The sequence below is a fragment of the Streptomyces luteosporeus genome, from assembly GCF_039532865.1.
GTDB lineage: Bacteria > Actinomycetota > Actinomycetes > Streptomycetales > Streptomycetaceae > Streptomyces > Streptomyces luteosporeus.
This window is the reverse complement of the sequence record NZ_BAAASL010000009.1, coordinates 286,888-310,535: the sequence shown is the minus strand read 5'-3', so window position 1 is coordinate 310,535 and position 23,648 is coordinate 286,888. Positions and strand designations below refer to the sequence as shown.

Annotated in this window: 22 protein-coding genes; 7 read left to right on the top strand and 15 right to left on the bottom strand. The window is 74.2% G+C overall.

Going from position 1 to position 23,648, the window contains the following annotated elements:
* Positions 1-13: 13 nt before the first annotated feature.
* The 6 genes from ABD361_RS14825 to ABD361_RS14800 all read right to left on the bottom strand — a co-directional run bounded on the left by ABD361_RS14825 (position 14) and on the right by ABD361_RS14800 (position 7,282).
* Complete coding sequence (locus ABD361_RS14825) at positions 14-2,383, bottom strand: glycoside hydrolase family 65 protein (RefSeq protein ID WP_344435658.1); 2,370 nt, start codon at positions 2,381-2,383, stop codon at positions 14-16.
* Positions 2,380-3,153: an HAD family hydrolase gene (locus ABD361_RS14820; RefSeq protein ID WP_344435657.1), complete on the bottom strand. Its 774-nt coding sequence runs from the start codon at positions 3,151-3,153 to the stop codon at positions 2,380-2,382. The genes ABD361_RS14825 and ABD361_RS14820 overlap by 4 nt, the downstream gene beginning before the upstream one ends.
* Positions 3,150-4,643, bottom strand: coding sequence for a glucose-6-phosphate dehydrogenase (zwf, locus tag ABD361_RS14815; protein ID WP_344435656.1), 1,494 nt, complete (start codon positions 4,641-4,643; stop codon positions 3,150-3,152). The genes ABD361_RS14820 and zwf overlap by 4 nt, the downstream gene beginning before the upstream one ends.
* Positions 4,644-4,685: 42 nt before the next feature.
* Positions 4,686-5,957: a cytochrome P450 family protein gene (locus tag ABD361_RS14810; RefSeq protein ID WP_344435655.1), complete on the bottom strand. Its 1,272-nt coding sequence runs from the start codon at positions 5,955-5,957 to the stop codon at positions 4,686-4,688.
* Positions 5,958-6,088: 131 nt separating this feature from the next.
* On the bottom strand, positions 6,089-6,412 hold the full coding sequence (locus ABD361_RS14805; protein WP_344435653.1) for a plasmid stabilization protein: 324 nt from the start codon (positions 6,410-6,412) through the stop codon (positions 6,089-6,091).
* A gap of 105 nt (positions 6,413-6,517) precedes the next feature.
* Entirely contained in the window at positions 6,518-7,282 is a 765-nt protein-coding gene (locus ABD361_RS14800; RefSeq protein ID WP_344435651.1) for a DUF72 domain-containing protein, read from the bottom strand.
* A gap of 73 nt (positions 7,283-7,355) precedes the next feature.
* Here ABD361_RS14800 and ABD361_RS14795 point away from each other — a divergent pair, with 73 nt between their 5' ends.
* The 5 genes from ABD361_RS14795 (at position 7,356) to ABD361_RS14775 (ending at position 10,721) form a co-directional block, all read left to right on the top strand.
* On the top strand, positions 7,356-7,772 hold the full coding sequence (locus ABD361_RS14795) for an HIT family protein (RefSeq protein ID WP_344435650.1): 417 nt from the start codon (positions 7,356-7,358) through the stop codon (positions 7,770-7,772).
* Between the two features lie 144 nt (positions 7,773-7,916).
* Complete coding sequence (locus tag ABD361_RS14790; RefSeq protein ID WP_344435649.1) at positions 7,917-9,266, top strand: phosphoribosyltransferase family protein; 1,350 nt, start codon at positions 7,917-7,919, stop codon at positions 9,264-9,266.
* A gap of 22 nt (positions 9,267-9,288) precedes the next feature.
* A complete protein-coding gene (locus ABD361_RS14785; protein WP_344435686.1) occupies positions 9,289-9,558 on the top strand; it encodes a dsRBD fold-containing protein in 270 nt (89 codons plus the stop codon).
* A 67-nt stretch (positions 9,559-9,625) separates the two neighbouring features.
* Complete coding sequence (locus ABD361_RS14780; RefSeq protein WP_344435648.1) at positions 9,626-9,913, top strand: DUF1876 domain-containing protein; 288 nt, start codon at positions 9,626-9,628, stop codon at positions 9,911-9,913.
* Between the two features lie 64 nt (positions 9,914-9,977).
* Entirely contained in the window at positions 9,978-10,721 is a 744-nt protein-coding gene (locus tag ABD361_RS14775) for a hypothetical protein (RefSeq protein ID WP_344435647.1), read from the top strand.
* Between the two features lie 2 nt (positions 10,722-10,723).
* Here ABD361_RS14775 and ABD361_RS14770 read toward each other — a convergent pair whose 3' ends face one another.
* Together ABD361_RS14770 and ABD361_RS14765 are read right to left on the bottom strand one after the other, a co-directional pair.
* Complete coding sequence (locus ABD361_RS14770) at positions 10,724-13,123, bottom strand: phosphoketolase family protein (RefSeq protein ID WP_344435646.1); 2,400 nt, start codon at positions 13,121-13,123, stop codon at positions 10,724-10,726.
* 116 nt (positions 13,124-13,239) lie between these two features.
* A complete protein-coding gene (locus ABD361_RS14765) occupies positions 13,240-13,656 on the bottom strand; it encodes a DUF7144 family membrane protein (RefSeq protein WP_344435645.1) in 417 nt (138 codons plus the stop codon).
* Positions 13,657-13,943: 287 nt separating this feature from the next.
* On the opposite strand from ABD361_RS14765, the gene ABD361_RS14760 reads away from it, so the two are divergent.
* Positions 13,944-15,596, top strand: a complete 1,653-nt coding sequence (locus ABD361_RS14760) for an alkaline phosphatase D family protein (protein WP_344435644.1) — start codon at positions 13,944-13,946, stop codon at positions 15,594-15,596.
* A 16-nt stretch (positions 15,597-15,612) separates the two neighbouring features.
* Here ABD361_RS14760 and ABD361_RS14755 read toward each other — a convergent pair whose 3' ends face one another.
* Positions 15,613-16,140, bottom strand: coding sequence for a gluconokinase (locus ABD361_RS14755; protein ID WP_344435643.1), 528 nt, complete (start codon positions 16,138-16,140; stop codon positions 15,613-15,615).
* A 256-nt stretch (positions 16,141-16,396) separates the two neighbouring features.
* Between ABD361_RS14755 and ABD361_RS14750 the strand changes: the two genes are divergently transcribed.
* Positions 16,397-18,178 carry a pentapeptide repeat-containing protein gene (locus ABD361_RS14750; protein ID WP_344435642.1) on the top strand — a complete coding sequence of 594 codons (1,782 nt, stop codon included), beginning with the start codon at positions 16,397-16,399 and terminating at the stop codon, positions 18,176-18,178.
* Here ABD361_RS14750 and ABD361_RS14745 read toward each other — a convergent pair.
* From ABD361_RS14745 to ABD361_RS14720, 6 genes are all read right to left on the bottom strand, one after another.
* Positions 18,168-18,761, bottom strand: a complete 594-nt coding sequence (locus tag ABD361_RS14745; protein WP_344435640.1) for a hypothetical protein — start codon at positions 18,759-18,761, stop codon at positions 18,168-18,170. The two genes, ABD361_RS14750 and ABD361_RS14745, sit on opposite strands and share 11 nt — an antisense overlap.
* Positions 18,762-18,923: 162 nt before the next feature.
* Positions 18,924-19,823, bottom strand: a complete 900-nt coding sequence (locus ABD361_RS14740) for an NAD(P)-dependent oxidoreductase (RefSeq protein WP_344435639.1) — start codon at positions 19,821-19,823, stop codon at positions 18,924-18,926.
* Between the two features lie 29 nt (positions 19,824-19,852).
* The gene (locus ABD361_RS14735) at positions 19,853-21,136 is read right to left on the bottom strand and encodes a cytochrome P450 (protein WP_344435637.1); all 1,284 of its coding nucleotides are present in this window, start codon (positions 21,134-21,136) and stop codon (positions 19,853-19,855) included.
* Positions 21,137-21,346: 210 nt separating this feature from the next.
* The gene (locus ABD361_RS14730; RefSeq protein ID WP_344435636.1) at positions 21,347-21,697 is read right to left on the bottom strand and encodes a hypothetical protein; all 351 of its coding nucleotides are present in this window, start codon (positions 21,695-21,697) and stop codon (positions 21,347-21,349) included.
* Entirely contained in the window at positions 21,694-23,184 is a 1,491-nt protein-coding gene (locus ABD361_RS14725; protein WP_344435635.1) for a PrsW family glutamic-type intramembrane protease, read from the bottom strand. The genes ABD361_RS14730 and ABD361_RS14725 overlap by 4 nt, the downstream gene beginning before the upstream one ends.
* Positions 23,181-23,612 (bottom strand): hypothetical protein, encoded by a 432-nt coding sequence (locus tag ABD361_RS14720; RefSeq protein WP_344435633.1) that lies wholly within the window; start codon positions 23,610-23,612, stop codon positions 23,181-23,183. The genes ABD361_RS14725 and ABD361_RS14720 overlap by 4 nt, the downstream gene beginning before the upstream one ends.
* Positions 23,613-23,648 lie beyond the last annotated feature (36 nt).

Here is a 23,648-nt window from a genome sequence, read left to right as displayed (position 1 = left end):
GTCCCGGGCGCCCTCACCCCTCCCCGTGCCCGAGCGCCCGGCCGCGGCGGGCCGGGGCGCGGCCGGTCGGCTGGTCGGGGGCGGGGCCTGTGGGGATGGGCGGGATGGGGCGGGCCTCCGGGGCGTCGGTCAGCAGGGTGAGGCGTTCGCCGCAGTGCAGGATGTCCTGGCTCTCCCCGTCCAGCAGGGTGTACGTCGCCTGGGTGCGGGCGATCTCCACCCGCAGCCGGTGGCCGCGGAACTGGACGGTGAAGGCCAGGCGGCCGAGCTGTTCGGGCAGCCGGGGGCTGAAGGCGACCAGGCCGTCGACCTCGCGCATCCCGCCGAAGCCGATGACCAGGGCGAACCAGGTGCCGGCGAGGGAGGCGATGTGCAGGCCGTCGCGGGTGTTGCCCTCCAGGTCGAACAGGTCCATCATCGCCGCCTCGCCCAGGTAGTCGTAGGCGAGCCGCATGTGGCCGACCTCCGCCGCCATGACGGCCTGCCCGCAGGCGGACAGGGAGGAGTCGCGGACCGTCAGCTGCTCGTAGTAGGCGAAGTTGCGGGCCTTCTCCTCGAGGGTGAACGCCTCGCCGCGCAGGCACATGGCGAGCACCAGGTCGGCCTGTTTGACGACCTGCTTGCGGTAGAGGTCGAAGTAGGGGAAGTGCAGCATGAGGGGGTACTGGTTCTCGCCGGTGCGGGCGAAGTCCCAGACCTGGTGCCCGGTGAAGCCCTGGGACTGCTCGTGGACGCCCAGGTCCTCGTTGTAGGGCAGGGTCATGCGGGTGGCGGCGTCGCGCCAGGCGGCGGTCTCCTCGTCGTCGACGCCCAGGGAGGCGGCGACGTCGGGGTGGCGCTCGGCGGCCACGGCCGCGGCGCGCAGATTGTGCTGGGCCATCAGGTTCGTGTAGACGTTGTCGTCCGAGATGGCGCTGTACTCGTCGGGTCCGGTCACCCCGTCGATGTGGAAGGCGCCGTGGTGGTCGTGGTGGCCCAGCGAGCGCCACAGCCGGGCCGTTTCGACCAGCAGGGGCAGCCCGACCTCCTGCTCGAAGGTCTCGTCGCAGGTGGCGCGGAGGTAGCGGACCACGGCGTCGGCGATGTCGGCGTTGATGTGGAAGGCGGCCGTTCCGGCCGGCCAGTAGCCCGAGCACTCGCTGCCGTTGATGGTCCGCCAGGGGAAGGCCGCGCCCTGGAGGCCGAGCTGGCGGGCGCGCTCCTGCGCCTGCGGCAAGGTGGCGTGCCGCCAGCGCAGGGCCTGCTCGACGGCCTGGGGGGCGGTGTAGGTCAGCACGGGCAGGACGAAGGTCTCGGTGTCCCAGAAGCAGTGCCCGTCGTAGCCGGGCCCGGTCAGGCCCTTGGCGGGCAGGGCCCGGGCCTCGCCGCGGGCGCCGGCCTGCAGGACGTGGAAGAGGGCGAAGCGCACCGCCTGCTGGATCTCGGCGTCGCCGTCGACCTCGACGTCGGCGCGGGACCAGAAGTCGTCGAGGTAGCCGCGCTGGTCGGCGACCAGGCCCTCCCAGCCGGCGCTGGTGGCGGCGGCGAGGGCGGCGTCGACCTGGTCGTGGACGGCGGGCGCGGAGCGCACCGCGGACCAGCCGTGGGCGACGATCTTCTCGGTGCGCAGCCGCTGGCCGGGGCGCAGCACGGAGGTGACGGTCAGGCGGGCGAGGTCCTCGCTGCTCTCGGAGGTCGTCTCGGTCTTCAGGCCGCCGCTGACGACGTGGTGGGCGGCGGCGCCCACGCGCAGGCCGCTGCGTGCGGTGCGGTGCAGCAGGCGGATGCTGGAGCCGTTGGCGGCGTGCTGCTCGGGCACGAGCGGGGTCTCCAGGACGGCGGCGGCCCGCGGGTCGCCGTTGGCGCGGGGCAGCTGCTCGTTGGCGACGAGTTCGGACTGGATGACGATGCGCATCTCGTCGTCCAGCGGTTCGACCTCGTAGGCGACGGCGGCGATGGCGCGCTGGGTGAAGGAGACCAGCCGGGTGGAGCGCACCCGGATGCTGCGGCCGCTGGGCGAGGTCCACTCGGCGATGCGGTGCAGCAGTCCGGTGCGCAGGTCGAGGAAGCGCTGGTGCTTGTGGAGTTTGCCGTAGCGCAGGTCGAAGGGTTCGTCGTCGACCAGGAGCCGGATCACCTTGCCGTTGGTGACGTTGATGACGGTCTGCCCGGACTCGGGGTAGCCGTAGCCGGCCTCGGCGTAGGGCAGCGGCCGGTACTCGTAGACGCCGTTGAGGTAGGTGCCGGGCATGCCGTGCGGTTCGCCCTCGTCGAGGTTGCCGCGCCAGCCGACGTGCCCGTTGGACAGGGCGAAGACCGACTCGCTCTGGGAGAGCACGTCCAGGTTGAGCTCGGTCTCGCGCAGGCACCAGGGTTCGACCATGTAGGCCGGATGAGTGATCACGCGGCACCTCCGCCGGTGGTGTCGGGCACGGTGTCGTCGAGCAGGTCGGCGAGGTCGGTGACGACGACGTCGGCGCCGTGCCGGCGCAGGGCCTCGGCCTGGCCGGCCCGGTCGACCCCGACGACGTAGCCGAAGCCGCCGGCGCGGCCGGCCTCCATGCCGGCCAGCGCGTCCTCGTAGACGACGGCCTGTTCCGGCGCGGCCCCCAGGGCCCGGGCGGCGGCGAGGAAGGTGTCGGGGTGGGGTTTGCCGGGCAGTTTGCGCTCGGCGGCGACGATCCCGTCGATGCGCACGTCGAACAGGCCGTCGATGCCGGCGGCGACGAGCACGTCGTGGCAGTTGGCGCTGGAGGAGACCACCGCGGTGCGCAGCCCGGCGGCGCGGACGGCCTCGACGTAGCGGACGGAGCCGGGGTACGCCTCGACGCCCATCTCCTTGATCTTCTGCAGGACGAGGGCGTTCTTGCGGTTGCCCAGGCCCTGGACGGTGTCCTTCTCGGGCGGGTCGCCGGGGTCGCCCTCGGGCAGGGTGATGCCGCGCGAGGCGAGGAAGGAGCGTACGCCGTCGGCCCGGGGCATGCCGTCGACGTATTCGTCGTAGTCGGCCACGGCGTCGAAGGGGCGGAAGGCGGGGCCCTCGCGGCGGCGCAGGAAGGCGTCGAAGGTCTCCTTCCAGGCCGCGGCGTGCACGGTGGCCGTCCTGGTCAGGACGCCGTCCATGTCGAACAGGCAGGCACCGATGGTGCCGGGGAGTCCGAGTGTCGTCGTCATGGTGATCCGCTACCCCGTTCGTCCGGCAGGAACCAGTGGTGGGGGGCGAGGAGTTCTCCGGCTGCGGCAGGGCCCCAGGAGCCGGGGGCGTACGGCTCGACGGGGCGCGGGGCGCGCAGCAGGGGCGCCGCCACCTCCCACAGGCGTTCGATGCCGTCGGAGCGGGTGAACAGGGACTGGTCGCCCAGCATGGCGTCGTGGACGAGGCGTTCGTAGCCCTCGAGGCCGTAGCGGCGCTGGACGGAGTCGGCGTACTTGAAGCTCATGCGGGCGTCGGTCAGGCGCATGGTGGGGCCGGGTTCCTTGACCAGGAAGCCGGCGGCGATCCAGCCGGGGTCGTCGAAGTCGACGACGAGGGTGTTGCCGCGGCGCCCGCCCCGCGCGGCGTGCCGGTGGCCCGGGGCGAGGGGGAACATGCGCAGGGGCGGCTCGGTGAAGTGGAGGGTGACGACCTGGCGGCGCTCGGCCAGGCGTTTGCCGGAGCGCAGGTAGAAGGGGACGCCGGTCCAGCGCCAGTTGTCGATCTCGGCGCGCAGGGCGACGAAGGTCTCGGTGTCGGAGTGGGGGTCGACGCCGGGTTCGGCGCGGTAGCCCTCGTACTGGCCGCGGACGACGAGGTCGGGGTCCACGGGCCGCAGGGCCTGGAAGACCTTGGCCTTCTCGTCGCGCAGCGACTTCGCGTCGAGGGCGGCGGGCGGTTCCATGGCCACGATGCCGAGCACCTGGAAGAGGTGGGTGACGATCATGTCCCGGAAGGTGCCGGTCTCCTCGAAGAAGGCGGCCCGTCCCTCGATGCCGAGGGTCTCGGGCACGTCGATCTCCACGTGGCTGATGTGGTCGCGGTTCCAGACGGGTTCGAACAGGCCGTTGGCGAAGCGCAGGGCGAGGATGTTGTCGACGGACTCCTTGCCGAGGAAGTGGTCGATGCGGAAGACGCGGTCCTCGTCGAAGACGGCGTGGACGGTGGCGTCCAGGGCCTTGGCGGAGTCGAGGTCGGTGCCGAAGGGCTTCTCGACGACGACCCGGGCGCCCTGGGCCAGGCCGGTCCTGCCGAGCATCTCGACGACGGAGGCGAACGCCTGCGGGGGCACGGCCAGGTGGTACAGCCGGCGGGGGCTGCCGCCGACGGCCCGCTCGGCGTCCCGCACGGCGCCGATCAGCGGCTCGGGGTCGTCGGGGTCGGCGGCGCCGAAGGTCAGGGTGCTCTCGAACGCCTGCCAGTGCTCGCCGGCGGGCGGCTCGGACCCGAAGGCGGCGACGGCCTCCTTCGCGCGGGCGCGGAACTCCTCGTCCGTCAGGGCGTCGGCGGCGGGGGCGGAGCCGACGATGCGGTAGGAGCGCGGCATCAGCCCCGCCCGGGCGAGCCGGTACAGGCCGGGCAGCAGCTTGCGCCGGGCGAGGTCGCCGGTGGCGCCGAAGAGCACGACGACGTGGTCGTCGGGCACCGGGTGGCCGTCCGGGTCGCCGGGGGGCGGGTGCGTGGCGTTCACATCCTCCACCTTCCGGCAGCCGCTGCCCGGGCGCGATTCACCTCACCCGTTCGGAGGGGCGGGCGGCGCATTGCGTACGGGCAGCCTGCGCGGTCCGCGCACCAGCAGCCCGGGCCGGTACGGCAGGGTGGCGGGGTCGGCGGCGGGGCGCAGGTGCGGCAGGGCACCGAAGAGGCGGGGCAGGGCGATCGCCGCCTCCAGGCGGGCCAGGCGGGCGCCCGGGCAGAAGTGCGGTCCGTGGCCGAAGGCCAGGTGCGGTGCGGGGCGCCGGCCGCCGGGGCCGGGCAGGTGGCGGGCGGGGCGGAAGGCGTCGGGCGCCGGGAAGTGCCGGGGGTCGCGGTTGGCGGCGGCGAGGACGACCAGGACCGACTCCCCGGCGGGTATCTCGGCCCGGCCGTCGTCGTCCTGCAGGACGACGGCCTCGGTGGTGCGCCGCCAGGTGGTGCCCTCCAGGGGGCTGGCGTGCCGCAGGGTCTCCTCGGCCACGGCCGCCCAGTGCGCCTCGCCGCCGGCGCGGGCGGCGGCGAGCTCGGCGGGGTGGGTGAGCAGCAGCAGCGCGGCGGAGGCGAGGAGGTTCATGGTGGTCTCGTAGCCGGCGAAGAGCAGCAGGAAGGCCATGGCCAGCAGTTCCTCGTCGCTCAGCCCGCCCTCCCCCGCGTCGTGGACCAGCGAGCTGAACAGGTCCTCGCCGGGCGTGCGGCGCTTGTGCGCGATGAGCGAGGAGAAGTAGGCGTGCAGGGCCGCCCAGGCCTCGTCGGCCGCGCCGGGGGCCAGGGCGTCGGCGGGCGAGCCGACGCAGTAGGTCCACTCGCGCAGGTCGGCCCGGTCGGCCTCGGGCACGCCGAGCACCTCGCCGATCACCAGGACGGGCAGCGGGAAGGCGAAGGCGTCCACCAGGTCGGCGCTGCCCTCGCGGGCCAGGGTGTCCGCGAGGCCGGTCAGGAGGCCGTCGGTGAGGTGCTCGATGCGCGGGCGCAGGGCGTCGACCCTGCGCGGGGTGAACGCGGCCGTGGTCAGCCGGCGCAGCCGCAGGTGGTCGGGGGCGTCGGAGTTGAGCATGTGCCGGGCCAGACACGCCTGGGCCCGCCGGGCCGGCGAGTCGGGCCGGGGACGGCCGGCGCGCTGCGGCGGCACGTTGGAGAAGCGCGCGTCGGCCAGCACCGCGCGGGCCCGGTCGTAGCCGGTGACGAGCCAGGCGTGGGTGCCGTTGGCGAGCGTCACCCGGGCCGCGGGCCCGCGCGAGCGCAGGTCCGCGTAGTACGGGTACGGGTCGCGGGCGAAGCCGGGGGCGGCGGGGTCGAGGGTTTCGGGCACCCGCACATCCTTGCCGACGGCGGCGCTGCGGCGGACCGGGGGCCGGTGTCAGCTCCGGCGGCGGGCGGCTGTGCGGTTCCTACAAGCTGTGCGGTTCTGCAATCCGCATCCGCACTCCGGCCGGGTGCCGGTCAGCGGCCCAGGGCCTTCTTCAGCTCGTCCTTGGTCATGTCGGAGCGGCCGTGGATGTTGCGCTTCTTCGCCTCGTTGTACAGCTGCTCCTTCGTCGGGCCCTGGGCGCCGGAGTGGGAGCGCTTGCCGCCGCGCTCGGAGGAGGACATGTCGCGCAGCGAGGAGCGGCTGGCGGTCTTCGACTCGCCGCTGCGGGCGCGTTCCTTGTTGACGGTGCGGCCGGCGATCTCCTTGGCGCGCTTCTCGCTCTCGCCGCGACTGCGCGCGCTGTCCTTGATGTGCTCGTACTGCCGCTCGCGCTTCGAGCTGGATCCCCTGGGCATCTGATGCTCCGTTCATGGGCAGTTGCGTCCCGCGACCGGGCCGCTCAGCGCCACCCTGGCACGGGCCCCGGCGCCGCGCAGGGCGAGGGCCGCCGATCGGGCGGCTCAGCCGCGCACGTCCGGGGTGCGGGTGACCGTACGGCCCAGGCGGGCCGCGGCGCGGGCGAAGGCGGCCGCGTCGTGCACGGCGGCCCCTCCGGGGTCGTTGTTGAAGTAGACGTATACCTCGCCGCGGTCGGGCCATGCCTCGGCGATCCGGCCGGCCCAGGAGACCAGGGCCCGGTGCCCGTAGCGGGGCCAGGGCGTGGCGGCGCCGCTGTGGAAGCGCACGTACCCCCAGTCCGCGGTGCGCCACAACGGCGTGACGGGCCGGGATCCGTGGTCGGCCCAGCACAGGGCCGCACCGTGCCGCTCCAGGACGGTGCGCACCTCGTCCGTCCACCAGGTCTCGTGGCGGGGTTCGACGGCGACGCGCACGGTGTCCGGGAAGCAGTCCAGGGCGGCCGCCAGGACGGCGGGGTCGGCCTTGAGGGTGGGCGGGAGCTGGAGCAGGACGGGACCCAGGCGCGGGCCGAGGCCGGCGGCGTGCCGCAGGAGGCGCTCCACGGGCTCCTGCGGGTCGCGCAGCCGCTTGATGTGGGTCAGGAAGCGGCTGGCCTTGACGGCCATGACGAAGCCCTCGGGGGTGCGCCCGCGCCAGGCGGCGAAGGTCTCGGGGGCGGGCAGGCGGTAGAAGGCGTTGTTGTTCTCCACTGTGGTGAAGTGCCGGGCGTACTCCTCCAGCCACAGCCGCTGCGGCAGGTCCGGCGGATACAGCTGGCCGCGCCAGTCCTTGTACTGCCATCCGGAGGTGCCGACGAGCAGGGGCATGTGCCCAGGGTCGCACCGGGGCGGCCGCGGTGCTTCACGGGTGCTGCTTCACGGCTGCTGATTCACTGGTGTCGTGGAGTGCGTCTTCTGTGCGATCGCGACGGGCGAGGCGGACGGTCACCGGGTGTTCGAGGACGAGGCGGTGGTGGCCTTCCTGGACGCCCGGCCGCTGTTCCCGGGCCATGTGCTGGTGGTGCCGCGGCGGCACGCCGAGACGCTCACGGACCTGCCGCCGGAGCAGGTGGGGCCGTTCTTCCTGCGGGTGCAGCGGATCGCCGGGGCCGTCGAGCGGGGCATGGGGGCCGCCGGGTCGTTCGTCGCCGCGAACAACCGGGTCAGCCAGTCGGTGCCGCACTTCCACGTGCACGTGGTGCCGCGCAACCGCAAGGACGGGCTGCGGGGCTTCTTCTGGCCGCGCGGCCGGTACGCGTCCGAGGAGGAGGCGGCCGCGGTCGCGGCACGGGTACGGGCGGCGCTGGAGGGCCCCTGACGGGCGCCGGGGCCTGCTCGCGTGGACTGCGGGCGCCGATCCGGTCATATTGGAATTACGGCTCCTCTTGCCGTCGACAGCCGACCGAAAGTCCCCTTTTTCCGGAGCCTTCCGGAGCCCGGGCCCCGGGACCGGAGGTGGAGGATGCGGTTCACCGACCGAGTGGACGCCGGCCGGCGCCTGGCCGGCCGGCTGGAGCACCTGCGCGCCGAGGACCCGGTGGTCCTCGGCCTGCCGCGCGGCGGTGTGCCCGTGGCCTACCAGGTGGCCCGGGCGCTGGGCGCCCCGCTGGACGTGATCCTGGTGCGCAAGCTGGGCGTGCCGTACCACCGCGAGCTGGGCTTCGGCGCCATCGGCGAGGGCGGGGTGCGGGTGGTCAGCGAGGACATCATGCGGCTCAGCCGCGTCGACGAGGACGACCTGGCCGAGGTCGAGCGCGGGGAGCAGGCCGAGATGTCCCGGCAGGCCGAGCGCTTCCGCGGCGGGCGCCCCCGCGTCCCGCTGGAGGGGCGCACCGCGGTGCTCGTCGACGACGGCATCGCCACCGGCGCCTCGGCATCCGCCGCGTGCCGGGTGGCCCGCGCCCACGGCGCCGCCCGCGTCGTGCTGGCCGTGCCGGTCGCCCCGCCCGACGCGGCGGCGGCGCTGCGCCGCGAGTGCGACGAGTTCGTCTGCCTGAGCACGCCGGCGGCGTTCTCGGCCGTCGGCGAGTGGTACCACGACTTCTCCCAGACCGCGGACAAGGAGGTCGTCGAGCTGCTGCGGCGCAATGCCGGCGAGGCCGGTGCCGGTGGCGGCGGCACGGGCGAGGGCTGCGGCTGCCCGGCCCGCTCGGGCCCGGTGAAACTGCCGGTGGACGACGGGCGCATCACCCTCGACGGTGACCTGCACGTGCCCGCCGGGGCCCCGGGCCTGGTGGTCTTCGCGCACGGCAGCGGCAGCAGCCGGCTCAGCCCGCGCAACCGCGCGGTGGCAACCGCGCTGAACGCGGCCGGCCTGGGCACCTTGCTGTTCGACCTGCTGACCCCGGCCGAGGAGGGCGACCGGGCCAACGTCTTCGCCGTCGAGCCGCTCGCGCGCCGGCTCGGCGAGGTGACGGACTGGCTGCACCGTCACACCGGCGTGCCCGTCTGCTACTTCGGCGCGAGCACCGGCGCGGCGGCCGCCCTGTGGGCCGCGGCCGACGCCGCCCGCGGCGGCGGCGAGGGCATCGCCGCCGTGGTCTCCCGCGGCGGCCGGCCCGACCTCGCGGGCCCCCGGCTGGCCGAGGTCACCGCGCCGACCCTGCTCGTCGTCGGCGGCCGGGACGAGACGGTACTGGACCTGAACCGGCGCGCCGCCGAGCAGCTGACCTGCGAGAACCGGCTCGCCGTCGTCCCGGGCGCCACCCACCTCTTCGAGGAGCCGGGGACGCTCGAGGCCGTGGCGGACCTCGCGTGCGCGTGGTTCACCGGCCACCTGACGCCTGACACCACACCGGACACCGAGCAGTGACAGCCAGTAGTGGGTGATCACCATGGAGAAGATCGTCGACTGCAACATCGAGATGGAGTTCCGCGAGATCGACGCCACCACGCAGGCCGACGTACGGCTGCGGATGCACGACGGCCAGCGGTTCAGCTCGCAGGGCGTCGCCAACCGCAACCCCGAGGACCGCGTGCAGCAGCGCGTCGGCGAGGAGGTCGCGGCCGCCCGCGCGCTGACCGGCCTGGCCGAGCAACTGCTGGACAAGGCGGGCGAGGACATCAGGGAGGTCATGCACGAGGACGCCCACCTCACGCACTGAAAGCCCCACGGCGGCCCCGCACGGCCCCGCACGCCAAGGAGCGGCACGGAACGGCAAGGAGCGAGCAATGTCGCACGAAGCACAGTGGAAGGTCCGCGTCGAGCTCCACGAGGAGGACGGCCGGACGACGGCCCGGGCCGACCTGGAGACCGGCGGCACCCCGATCACCGGCCGCGGGACGGCCCGGTGCGCTCCGGGCGATGCGGACGTTCCGGCGATAGGCGACGAGTTCGCCGCCGGCCGCGCCCTGCGCGACCTGGGCGATCGTCTTCTGGAGGCGGCCGAGAAGGACGTGGAGGCCCACGGCGCGGCCCCGGAGCCGCGCACGTCGACGCCGTACGCCTGGCCGGTGTGAGGGGCCGGCAAGGGGGCCTGCATACTTGCGCCCTGCGTTCCGTTCTGCGTAAGGAAACACCCCCGTGCTGCACGTCCGCCCCCGCCGCTCCGCCCTCGCGGCCCTGGCCGCCTCGTCGCTCCTGCTGCTGTCCGCCTGCGACGGGGACACCGCCCCGGCCGGCGCCGGGACGAAGGCCCGCAGCGCGCCCTCCGCTCCCCCGGAGGCCCTCACCGCCGACCAGGCGCAGCAGGCGCTCGTCGCGGTCGCGGACCTGCCGGCGGGGTGGCAGCTGCAGCCGGACACCGGCCTGGACAAGTCCCAGGGAGCCCAGGAGGAGGTCATCTCCGGGGTGAAGCCCGTGTGCGCGCCGATCACCGCGGTCCTCAACACCGGCCGGCTGGAGGAGGACCGCAAGGCCAACGCCCAGGCGGTGTTCACCAAGAAGGGCGACACGACGACCGTGGCACAGGACGTCAGCGGGTACGCCCGGGCCGAGGCCGAGAAGGCCGTGGCGGCCCTGCGCACGGCCGTCGGGCAGTGCGGCACCTTCACCGGCACCATGGGCGGCAAGAAGACCGTGCTGACGGTGAAGAAGGCCGCCGGGCTGCCGGCGTACGGCGACGAGTCCGTCGGCTACACCGTCCGGATCGTGCAGGGCGGCACCACGCAGATGGACTTCGACATGGCCACCCTCCGCAGCCACGGGGCCGTGACGACGGTGTGGAACAACTACTCGGACACCGGCGACCGCGGTACGACGGCCTTCCGCAAGGCCGTGGCCGCGGCCGGCGCGAAGCTGGTCGCCGCGGCCGCCGGGACGCCCTGACGTCAGGGCTCCAGGGGCCTTGAGGACGGCTCCCACGCCCACTCCGCCACCTCCGGCATGTCCGTGCCGTGGGCCCGTACCCAGGCGTGGTGCCGGGCGCGGGCGTCGGCCATGGCCTGGCGGACGGGTGCGGCGGGGACGGCGAGGCCGGGGACGCGGTCGACGACGTCCATGACGAGGCGGTAGCGGTCGAGGTCGTTGCGCACGACCATGTCGAAGGGCGTGGTCGTGGTGCCGGACTCCTTGTAGCCGCGCACGTGCAGGTTGCGGTGGCCGGTGCGGCGGTAGGCCAGGCGGTGGATGAGCCAGGGATAGCCGTGGTAGGCGAAGATCACCGGCCGGTCGGGGGTGAACAGCGCGTCGTACTCGTGGTCGGGCATGCCGTGCGGGTGCTCCTCCTGGGGCATCAGGCGGGCGATGTCGACGACGTTGACGACGCGCACGGCCAGGTGGGGCAGGTGACGGCGCAGCAGGCCGGCCGCGGCGAGGACCTCCTGGGTGGGGATGTCGCCGGCGGCGGCGAGGACGACGTCGGGGCTGCCGCCGTTCTCGGTGCCGGCCCACTCCCAGATGCCGGCGCCGCGGGCGCAGTGGACGCGGGCGTCGTCGAGGCCGAGCCAGTCGAAGCAGGGCTGTTTGCCGGCGACGACGACGTTGACGTAGTCGCGGCTGCGCAGGACGTGGTCGGCGACGGCCAGGAGGGTGTTGGCGTCCGGCGGCAGGTACACGCGGACGGCTTCGGGGCTCTTGTTCAGGACGTGGTCGACGAAGCCGGGGTCCTGGTGGGAGAAGCCGTTGTGGTCCTGGCGCCAGACGTGGGAGGTGAGGAGGTAGTTGAGGGAGGCGATGGGGCGTCGCCAGGACAGGGTGCGGGTGGTCCGCAGCCACTTGATGTGCTGGTTGACCATCGAGTCCACGATGTGCACGAACGCCTCGTAGGAGGAGAAGAGCCCGTGCCTGCCGGTGAGCAGGTAGCCCTCCAGCCAGCCCTGGCAGAGGTGTTCGGAGAGGACCTCCATCACCCGACCGTGGCGGTCGAGGTGCTCGTCGGTGGCCAGGACGTCCTCCTGCCACGCCTTGGCCGTGCTCTCCAAAACGGCCTCCAGGCGGTTGGAGGCGGTCTCGTCGGGGCCGACGAGACGGAAGTCGCGCCGGTCGGCGGTGTCGGTCATGACGTCGCGCAGGAGCCCGCCCAGGACGCGGGTGGGCTCGTGGCGGGTGGCGCCGGGCGCCTTGACGGGGACGGCGTACTCCTCCAGGGGCCGCAGGGGCAGCTCGCGCAGCAGCAGCCCGCCGTTGGCGTACGGGCTCGCGCCGAGCCGGCGGGGACCTGCGGGCACGCAGGCGAGGACCTCCGGCCGGGGCCGGCCGTGGTCGTCGAAGAGTTCGGCCGGGCGGTAGGAGCGCAGCCATTCCTCCAGGCGGCGCAGGTGCCCGGGGTCGTCGCGCACCCCGGAGAGGGGGACCTGGTGGGCGCGCCAGGTGCCCTCGACGGGCACGCCGTCGACGTCCTTGGGCCCGGTCCAGCCCTTGGGCGTGCGCAGGACGATCACGGGCCAGCGCGGGCGTTCGGTGACGCCCTCCCGGCGGGCGGCGTGCTGCAGCAGGGCGATGCGGTCGAGGGCGGTGTCCATCGCCACGGCCATGTCGTGGTGCACCTGCAGGGGGTCGTCGCCGCCGACGTGGATGGGCAGGTGGCCGTAGCCGCGCAGCAGTTCGTCGAGCTCGGGCTCGGGCAGGCGGGCGAGCACGGTGGGGTTGGCGATCTTGTAGCCGTTGAGGTGGAGGATCGGCAGCACGGCTCCGTCGTGGACGGGGTCGAGGAACTTGTTGGAGTGCCAGGACGCGGCCAGCGGCCCGGTCTCCGCCTCCCCGTCGCCGATCACACAGGCCACCACCAGGCCGGGGTGGTCGAACGCGGCCCCGTAGGCGTGGGCGAGGCTGTAGCCGAGCTCGCCGCCCTCGTGGATGGAGCCGGGCGTCTCGGGCGCCACGTGGCTGGGGACCCCGCCGGGGAAGGAGAACTGGCGGAAGAGCCGCGCCATGCCCGCCGCGTCCCGGCCGACGTCCGGATACACCTCGCCGTAGCTGCCGTCCAGCCAGGAGTTGGCCAGCACCGCCGGCCCGCCGTGCCCCGGCCCCCACACGCACACCACGTCCAGGTCACGGGCCCGCACGACCCGGTTGAGGTGGGTGTGCACCAGGTTGAGCCCGGGGGAGGTGCCCCAGTGCCCCAGCAGCCGCGGCTTGATGTGCTCCGGGCGCAGCGGCTCGGTCAGCAGCGGGTTGTCCAGGAGGTAGATCTGACCGGCGGAGAGGTAGTTGGCGGCGCGCCAGTGGGCGTCGAGCGCGGCCAGCTCGTCCGCGCCGGGGCCGTCGGAGTGGTCGGGACGGTCGGGCATGGTCGCTCCTCGGGTCTGCGTCGGTACGGATCGTCACGTCGGTACGGGCCGATGGCGACGTGCACCGGAGCGGCTGCCCTGCCGTCAGTCGTTCATTGCCCTGTTCGTTTCCCCGCTCATTTCCCCGCGCCGGCCGGTCCTGACGTGCACAGGCCCCAGATGACGAACGCGCACAGCGCCATCACCACGAGCGACCACAGCGGGTGGTACGGCAGCGAGAGGAAGTTGGCGATCAGCAGCAGTCCGGCCCACACCACGGCGAGCGCGTGCGCCCAGGGAGAGGCCATGAACAGGCCCACGGCCACCGCGACCGCGACGATACCGAGAATCAGGTGGATCCAGCCCCAGCTGGTCAGGTCGAACTTGAAGACGTAGTTCGGGGTCGAGACGAAGACGTCGTCGTGGTCGACGGCCATGACGCCCCGGAAGAAGTCCAGGAGCCCGGAGATCAGCAGCATGACGGCGGCGAAGTAGGTCAGGCCGCCGGCCACGGCCCGGGACGTGGTGGGGTGACGTGTGCTGGTGGGAGACATGACCCTGCCTCGATTCGCTGGAGGGAAGCATTCCGGCATTCGGCTCACACGTGTCCCTCCATGGTGATCAGGCTCTGCCGAACTGTCCAACGGAAGCCGCGACCAGCCGTGACGGCCCGCAACGGGCTGTGACGGGCAGGGGGCTTCCTCGCGCGTTCGGGGGCATGCGTTCACTCCTGCACGTACGGATCCCAACACGCTGGCCGCCCTCGGGATCACCTGCCGGGCCCCTCCCTAGCATCAGCCTTTAGTACTGACTGATCATCACTTCCGGGAGGCCCCACGGCATGCCGCAGCAGCCACCCCCGCAGCAGTCGTCGCAGCAACAGTCGTCGCGGAAGCAGTCGTCCCCCGCGGCCACCGGCCCGTTCAGACGGCGGTTCCTGACCCTGACCGCCGGTGCCGCCGTCCTCGCCCTCGCTCCCCGCCTCCCCGGGGCGTACGCGGCGCCCTCCCCCTCCCTCGGCCTGCGCGACGACCCCTTCGCCCTGGGCGTCGCCTCGGGCGAGGCGCTGCCGGACTCGGTGGTGCTGTGGACCCGGCTCGCGCCGCGCCCGTACGAGCCCTCGGCCGGCCTGCCGGAGGAGGGCGAGGTGAGCGTGCAGTGGGAGATCTCCCGCGACGAGCGCTTCCGCTCCGTCGAGCAGCGCGGCAGCACCCTCGCCGAGGCCGAGGACGGCTACAGCGTCCACATCGACGTCCGCGGACTGGAGCCGGACCGCGTCTACTGGTACCGCTTCCGCACCGGCTCCTGGATCAGCCCGGCCGGCCGCACCCGCACCACGCCCGAGCAGGGCGACCCGGTGCGCGAGATGCGGCTGGCCCTGGCCTCCTGCCAGCAGTACGACGAGGGCTACTACACCGCGCTGCGGCACCTGGCGGACGAGGACCTCGACGCCGTGTTCTTCGTCGGCGACTACATCTACGAGAACGCCATCAACGCCAAGGCCGGCGCCCGGCGCTACCCGCGCGACCGGGAGCTGCCGGCCTCCTGCAACCACACGCTGCAAACGCTCACCGATTACCGCATGCGCTACGCCCTCGGCAAGGCCGACCCCGACCTGCAGGCCGCGCACGCCGCCCACCCGTGGTACGTCACCTGGGACGACCACGAGGTGGAGAACAACTACGCCGCCGAGGTCTCCCAGCACAACGACCCCGTGGCCGCCTTCCTGCGGCGCCGCGCCGCCGCCTACCGCGCGTACTGGGAGAACATGCCGCTGCGCAGCCGGCAGCGGCCCAGCGGACCGGACATGCGGCTGTACCGCCGCTTCTCGTACGGGCGCCTGGCGCAGTTCGACATCCTCGACACCCGGCAGTACCGCGACGACCAGGCGTACGGCGACGGCTGGCAGTACCCGGGGCCGAAGTCCGAGGACCCCGCCCGCAGCATCACCGGGGACGCCCAGGAGCAGTGGCTGATCGACGGCTTCCGCCGCTCCTCGGTGGTGTGGAACGTGGTGCCGCAGCAGGTGGTCTTCTCGCGGCGCCGCACCACCGCCGGGCGCTCGCGGTTGTCCATGGACGCCTGGGACGGCTATCCGGCCTCCCGCCGGCGCCTGCTGCAGGGCGCCCGGCACGCGGGCGTGGAGAACCTGATGGTGCTCTCGGGCGACGCCCACGTGCACTACGCCATGGACATCAAGGAGGACTTCGACGATCCCCGGTCGCCCACGGCCGGCGTGGAGATCGCGGGCACGTCGCTCTCCAGCGGCTTCGACGGCGTGGAGCGGCCCGCCAACCGGGATGCCGTACTGGCGGCCAACCCGCACATGAAGTACTTCGCCGACCGCCGCGGCTACGTCGTGGTCACGCTGGAGGAGGAGCAGGCTCGCGCCGACTACCGGACCCTGCCCTACGTCACCCGGCCCGGTGCGCCCATCGGCACCGCGGCGAGCTTCGTCACCGAGGCGGGCCGGCCCGGCTTCGAGCGGGACTGAGGGGGCGGGGCCGGCCTCAGCCGGGCAGCCGCCGGAGGATCAGCTCCACGATCTGCTCCGGCGACCGCTCGACGGGCACGACGATGCCGGGCTCGTCCGGCTCCAGGGGTTCGAGGTCGGCGAGCTGGGAGCCCAGCATGCACGCCGGCATGAAGTGCCCGGTGCGGTGGGCCAGGCGCCCGTGGATCAGCTCCCGCGACCCGTCGAGGTGGACGAAGAAGGCGCCCGGCGCGTCGCGCAGCAACCGCTCGCGGTACCGGCGCTTGAGGGCCGAACAGCTCACCACCCCACCGGTGTGCGCGTGCTGTGCCAGCCAGGCGCCGATGGCCGCGAGCCACGGGGCGCGGGCGGCGTCGTCCAGCGGGATCCCCTTGGCCATGCGCTCCTTGTTCGCCACCGGGTGGAAGGCGTCGGCGTCGGCGTACGGCGGGCCGAGCCGCGCGGCGAGCAGCCGGCCCACGGTGGTCTTGCCGGCGCCGGAGACCCCCATGACCACGAGCAGACGCGTGCCGTTGCCGCCGGTGCGGTTATGTGTCGGTGTCATGCGACGACGCTAGGGCAGTGCCCCGTAGGGGCGCGGGGCAGTGTCGATCTGCGGCTCCGCCGCGTGGGCGCGACAAGCCACGACGCGCCCGCAGAGGAGTGCAGTGCTTCGCCCGGGCTGCCGGGTGGCGCGTTCGCCTGCGGGCGGTCGGTGGCTGATCGCGCAGTTCCCCGCGCCCCTACGGGGCGCCGTGGTGCCGCCCGTTGGCCCCTGCACCGACCGCAACCGCCGTACGCCGCCCGGCGTCGGGCCCGGCATGACCTCCTCTCACGAGCTTCCGTCGTGGCCGCACTGCGGTCTCGGCGCCGGATCGCGCGACCCGGTCGGCTGCCGCGGCCGCGCCGTGCCCGGCGCCGCCGGCGGACGGTGCCTGGCCCACCTGGACGAGGCCGCCCTGGCCGCCCACCTGGCCGGGATCGCCCCCGGGGCCGCGGTGGACCACCAGGGCACCCGGTTCTCCGGAGACCTGCTGCAGCGGCTCCTTGCCCGCCTGACCGATCCGGGCACCGGGCACCCGCGCCTGGGGAACGCGGACTTCCAGGAGTGCTGCTTCACCGCCGACGCGCGCTTCGCGCACGCGGTGTTCCGGGGCGGCGCCCGCTTCACCGGGGCGACGTTCATGGGGCTGGCCGACTTCACCCGCGCCACGTTCCAGGGCAGTTGCTCGTTCCACGGAGCGATCTTCCTCGCCGACGCCTCGTTCCCCGACGCGGTCTTCGCCGACGGGGCCGTCTTCGGTTCCGCGCAGTTCGCCAAGGACGCCGGTTTCAGCCGTACAGGCTTCCACGGCAGCGCCGGGTTCACGCAGGCGGCGTTCGCGGCGAGCGCCCACTTCGGCGCCGCCTGGTTCTCCGGTGAGGCGTGCTTCCGCGAGGCCGCCTTCCGGGGCCACGCCCTCTTCGGCGCGGCGGTCCTCGGCGGCCCGGCCGTCTTCGCCGGCGCCGTCTTCCACGCGGCGCCCGCGCTCGGCCCCCTGGTCGGCGCCGGGAGCGTGGACCTCACCGGGGCCCGCTTCCTCGCCCCCGTCGCCCTGGAGATCGCCGCGCGCGAGCTCGTGCTGGCGAAGACGTACTGGGCCTCCGCCGCCACGCTGCGGCTGCGGTACGCCACCGTGGACCTCTGCGACGTCGTCGCCGAGCGCCAGCTGAGCATCGGCGCGCACCCGGTCCCGCTGCTGCCCCCGGACGAGGAGCGCCGCAAGGAGGGCGACGACCAGCGCCGTGACGAGTCCGTCCTGGGCGACGCGGACCCGGGCGTGCGCATCCGCTCGATGCACGGCGCCGACGCCGCCCACCTCGCCCTGACCGGCACCGACCTGTCGGGGTGCCTGTTCACCGGCGCCCTGCACCTGGACCGGCTCGGCCTGGAGGGCCGGCCCGCGTTCGCCCGCGCGCGCGGCCGCCGCTGCGGGCGCCGGGTGCTGGCCGAGGAGCACCACTGGCGCGCGCAGCAGGGCGAGCGGGGCTGGCGTGCGGCGCCGGACGGGGTGGACGTGCGGGCCCCCGCCGTCATCGCCCCGCTCTACCTGGCCCTGCGCAAGTCGCTGGAGGACGGCAGGAACCATCCCGACGCGGCCGACTTCCGCTACGGCGAGATGGAGATGCGGCGCCGCGATGCCACCCGGCCCCTGAAGGATCGCGCCCTGCTGACCGCGTACTGGGCGGTCAGCGGGTACGCGCTGCGCCTGCGGCGGACCCTGCTGTGGCTGGTCCTGGCCATGACCGCGACCGTCCTCGCGACAGCCCTGTGGGGGCTTCCCGGTACGGCCCCCACCGCCGTGGCCCGGGGCGGCGGGGTGCCGGGCAACTTCACCCTGACCTCCGCTCCCCCGGCCGATCCCACGGGCGCCGTGCGCGACCGGCTGACGGCCCGCCGGCTGGGGCGGTCGGTGCCCGTCGCCCTGAACGCGGCGGTCTTCCGCGCTCCCGGCCAGGACCTCACCGTCACCGGCACCTACATCGACATCGCCTCCCGCATGACCGAGCCCGTCCTGCTCGGGCTGGCGGTGCTGTCCGTACGGGGCAGGATCAAGCGCTGAGGGACGGACCGCAGATGGGCGCGACGCCCCCGGAGGCGACGAAGACGGCGTAGCCGTCGCAGCCGCCCGGGTGCCCGGAGAAGTGGTACTGCAGCCGCCACGGCGGCGTGCCCAGCGGCTTGACCAGGGACACGTAGCGGTAGGCGGTCCCGTGGCCCGCGGCCGCGAGCCGTTCGTAGGCCGCGGCCGGGGTCATGGTCAGGGGCTCGTCGATGGCGAGCACGCCGATCCAGCGGGAGCCGTGCCGCAGCACCGGGCCCAGCGTGCCGTCGAGGTTCCCACTGATCTCGGCGGAGGAGTTGTCGCGGTTGTTCAGGACGAACCTCCAGTGGGAGACCTTCGCCATGTCGCGGGTGGGCCCGTCGGGCGCGTCCCCCTCGGCCACCATCAGCATCGCTTGCGGGTACATGGAGCGGACCTTGGCCGTGGCCCGCTCGATGAGCTGGGGCAGGGACAGCTGCCGGTGGGCCGCGGGGCCGTGGCCGGCCGCGCCGGCCGGGGTGGCGCTCACCGGGGCGAGGGCCAGGGCCGCGGCGAGCGGCAGGGCCGTCAGGGCACGCAGGAGTACGGATCGCGCGGTCATGCAACCTCCGTAGGGCGCCGGACACGACGGCCCTCACGTTGCCCCACACCGGCCGCTGCTGTCCGCACCGATTCACGCCGTTCGGCCGCCGCCCGGCGCACTGCGACCGTTGAGGTCGAAATTGCGTCGAATGCCGGGGCGGGGAGAACTTCCTGAAGTTCTCTAGCCGTTCGGCACCGCGGCCGGCTTCCGGGGTTCCGTGCGCAGGAAGGCGAGAAGGCTCGCGCAGCTGTCGTCGCCGTGACCGGCGGCGACGGCGTTGCGGGTCAGGTCGCGCAGCAGTTCCGGCAGTGCGGCGTCCACGCCTCGTAGTTCACCGGCGTGGACGAGGATGTCCAGGGGTTCGATGCTGCGGTGCAGGGGCCAGGCCCCGCCCGGGTGGCTGCCGGTGTCGATCTGCCGGGCGTATCCGGCCAGGCTGGCCCGGACGGTGGCGAGCCACTGGTCGGCGACCTCCGTGTACGCGCTCGCCGTGACGTTGCCCCCGGGGCCGTCGGCGCCGGTCAGGGCCACCCCGTGCAGCCAGCCCGCCAGCGTGGCCCACGTCAGTGCCAGCAGGGCGCAGTCGTAGACGGAGGGCAGGGCGGGGTCCTCGCCGACGTGGCGGGGGCGGCCGATGGCGGCCAGCGCCGCCTCGTGGGCGTCGAAGGCGTCCCGGGGCCCGGCGCACACCAGCAGGCCGGGGCCGGTGCCCGCCGGGTCCGGCAGGGCGATGCCGTCGAGGTAGCGGGCCCCGTGTCCGTGCGCCCAGCGGGCCGTCACCGGCGCCTGCCGGGGCGAGCCGGGGGTGAGATTGAGCAGGGTACGGCCGGCGAGGTCGCCGGCCACCGGTTCGAGGACGGCGTGCACGGCCTCGTACCCGGACAGGCACACCACCACCGGATCTCCCGCCCGCACGGCCTCGCCGGCCGTCGCCGCCTGCGCCGCCCCGTCGCGGACGAGGGCGGCGGCCTTGGCGGGTGTGCGGTTCCAGACGGTCACGCGGTGGCCCGCGGCCAGCAGGCCGCGGGCCACGGCCGTGCCGGTGCGGCCCAGGCCCAGGACGCTCGTGCGGGTGGTCATGGTCTCTCCCCCGTGCGGATGGCGGTCGGTCACCAGGTGGCGAGCAGGCGGGTCGGGGCGACGACGTTGATGCTCGGTTCGTACTCCCACTTCTGGCCGGGGACCAGCCGCAGGCCCGGGCGGTGCCGCATGAGGGCCGCGAGGGCCTCCCGCGCCACCGTGCGCGCCAGGTTGGCGCCCAGGCAGCGGTGCAGGCCCTGGGAGAAGTGCAGACTGCTCGTCAGGTGGGCGCGGCCGGGGTCGTGGACGTCCGGCTCGGCGAAGCGGCGCTCGTCGCGGTTGGCGGAGGCCGTCATCAGCCACAGGGACGCACCGGCGGGAATGCGCACACCGCCCAGCTCGGTGTCCTCGGCCGCCGTGCGGAAGACCCCGAGGGCGGGCCCGGAGTGCCGCAGGATCTCCTGGAAGACGGCGTCGAAGGAGGCGAAGTCCTGCCGCAGCCCGTCCCAGCGCCCGGGCTCGGCCAGCAGTGCGTGCAGCAGCGCCACGAGGGCGAAGCTGGTCGGCCGGAAGCCGGCCGTGACCACGTCGAAGCTGAGGAGGCTGATCAGCTCCGCGTCGGAGTAGCGCGCGTGGCCCTCGGCCGTCCTGCGGGTGAGCAGGCTGATCAGGTCGTCCTGGGGCCGGGCGCGCCGCCGGGCGACGATGCCGGCCAGGTACTCCTCCCACTCCAGCACGTCGTGCGCGTACGCCAGCTGGAGCTCGGCGGGCGGGCGGCCGAAGAAGAACGCGTTGACCGCCCGGTGGTGGCGGACGATGAGGTCGTGGTCCTCGGCGGGCAGGCCGGCGAGCTCGACGACGACGTGATCGGCGACGGGCCGGGCGAAGTCCCGGGCCAGGTCGGTGGGCGGCAGCTCCGGCAGGCCGGCGACGACGCGGCGCACGGTGCGCCGTATGCGCGGCTCGAGTCGCTGCGCCCCGCGGGCGGAGAAGTACTGGGCCACGGGCCTGCGCAGCCGGTCGTGGTCCGGCGGCCCGTCGAAGCCCATGTTGGCCGCCGTGAACGTGGCGGTCCGCCGCAGTACGTCGCGGACATCGGGCGGGTAGCCGGCCATGATGACGGAGCGTGTGGACGCCGGGAAGCGCCGGGCGTCCTTCAAGGCGGTGGACACGTCCGCGTAGCGCGTGATGATCCACAGTCCCAGGTCCTCGCTGAAGAACACGGGCGCGCTGTCGCGCATGTCCTTCAGCACGGGATACAGCTGCGGCGACCCGTGTGCGAGGAAGGTCGCGGCGATGGATGCGGACGACAGCAGGGGGCACCCCTGCCCGTCCGTGCGTGGCTCGGTGGTGGCACCGGTCGGCTCGGACACCGTACGACTCGCTTTCCCCCGTCGGCGCCTTCGCGTCCCCCACGTCACCCAAGTCAGTGCAAAGGCGCCCTATTCCCCACCGAGGCTCTCATCGGGGTCTGCGCGGAAGGAAGCCGTCAGGCCGACAATCACACCACCGCACGACCCGCGGCCGTCCGGAACGACCGCGGGTCGTACGTCACGTGTGGAGGAAAGCCCGCGCCGGACGGCCTACTCGGGGCGGCGGACGGGCGCGTCCCGCCCGGGGGACGCGGGCTCCTCGGAGGGGGTGAAGACGGCGTCGAGCATCGCCAGATCGGCGTCCGTCGTGGAGCGCGAGCGGGTCAGCAGGCGGGCGAGCCAGAGGGCGGCGGCCAGGACGAGGACGGCCCACACGCCCGCCGAGGCCGTCCCGGCCACCGTCGTGGGGCAGCTGCCGCCCGGAAAGGTGCGCGTGCCACGGTAGTTGGGGTCCGCGCACTGCGCCGAGGCGGACGCCGGCGCGCCGAGGACGAGCAGCGCGGTGGCGACGGCCAGCCCGGCCGGTCGTGCCCATCGGGAAGGTGCTCGGGAAGGTGTCATGACAGCGCCTCCTGCGCCGTGGGGAGGGCCGGGCCGGCGGGGGCCGCCGGGAGGTGCTTCAGCGCCAGCACGCGCGTGCGCAGGGGCCCCTCGTCGGGGATGCAGGAGTCCGCGCCGGGGCCGGTGCGGTGCCAGCGCTGGGTGGCCAGGTCGAGCTGCGCCTGGTGCAGGCGCAGCAGGTGGCGCAGGCCGGCGGTGCCGTCGCGGCGCCACACCCGCAGCTCCAGCAGGAGGCGGCGGCGCGGGGCGAGCAGCAGGTCCGCCTCCGGCGCGGTGACCGCGCCGGCGCCCGACGCGACCTCCGCCCGCAGGGCCTCGGCCAGGCCGGCGGCCTGGGCCTTCAGGCCGCGCCGCAGGACGACCGCGTACACGGCGACGAACGGCCCGGACGTGACGGCCGTGATGAGCGGCATGCCGAGGAGCAGGCCGAGCGTCTGGTCGTGGCCGAACAACTCCTCCCGCATTTTCCCGAGCTGCGGCATCACCGAGTCCGTGGCGAAGTGCCCGCCGGCGGCGGCCAGCACGCCGCCGCCCACGACCAGCAGCCGGTCGCGCAGCTCGGGGAGCCGGCGCGCGGCGCCGAACCCGGCGCCGGCGACCGCGGTGAACGCCACATGGGCCGCCATCAGCCCGACCACCTGCCGGATCCAGAACTGCGCGGACTGCTGGCCGTGCTCGATCGTGCTCATGAAGCCGACGGTCTCGGTGAGGTTGAAGCCGAGCCCCACGGCGGCGCCGAGGACGACACCGGAGACCACTCCGTCGATGTGCCGCCGGAAGAGGAGGAAGAGCACGGCGACACCGGCCGCCTTGCCGAGCTCCGCGACGATCCCCGCGTTGAGGGCGAACAGCGTGTAGAGCGTGCGGATCGCGTCCCGGGGGTGCTGCCAGTCGAGCAGGTAGCCCGGCGCGTACCGGGTGAACCAGGTGATCATGACGGTGCCGAACCCGGCGCCGAAGACCATGCCCCACCCGAAGCCGGCCAGCAGCAGCCGGCCCGGCATCCGGCGGAAGAGCTGCATCCGGTGCACGCACAGCAGCGCGGCGCCCGTGGTGGGCAGGCACAGCAGCAGCGTGAGCGGGGCACGGCGCAGGACGTCCAGCGACATGACGGCGAACGGCACCAGCAGGGCCGCCAGGATGCCGGCCTGCAGGGCGCGGACGACGCGGGCGGGTGCCGTCGCCTTCCGGCGACCGGCCAGGAGCAGGGCGCCGAGGAGGGCGGCCAGGGCCCAGCCGGCGTACAGGAACGTGCGCGTCAGCTTGAAGGCGTCCGGTTCCGGCAGCAGGAACACCCGCATCCACGGCAACGGCGAGGTGATCTCGGGCGCCGTCCAGAAGAGCACCTGCCCGATACCGAAGGCCGCCGGCAGCACGAGCGCCACACCGATCGCGGCGGGCAACCCGCGCCGCGGGGTCCGCGGCAGCGGGGGCGGTCCCGGGGGCAGGGGCGGGACGGGGACGGGCGGTTCGTGGGCGGTCGTCATGGCGTGCCTCCGGGCCGGGGCAGCGGCGGCAGCGGCGGAAGCGAGGGCAGCGACGGCATCGGCCGCGGCGACGGAAGCGTGGGCCAGGCCGTGGGGAAGTGCGTCGGGAAGCGCGTGGGGAAGTTCGTGGGCCAGCTGGTCGGAAGGTCCGTCGGAAAGGCGGTCGGAAGCTCGGTGGGCACGTCGGTGGGCATGTCGGTCGGCAGGCCCGTGGGATAGCCGCTGGGCATGCCCGGCAGCGCGGGCATGGTCGGCATCGTCTTCGGCAGCGGGAAGGACGGATCGGTCGTGAGGCCGACGACCGCGGCGATCAGCGCGGCGACCACGCCGAGCCCGCCGGCCGCGCTCATCAGCCGCACGTAGGGCCGGGACCGCGGCGGGGCCTCCCCCGGTTCCGGGGGCTTGGTCGTCGGTACGGGGGAGGTCATGACGGTCTCCGGAAGTCGTGTCGGTTCTGGTGGTTC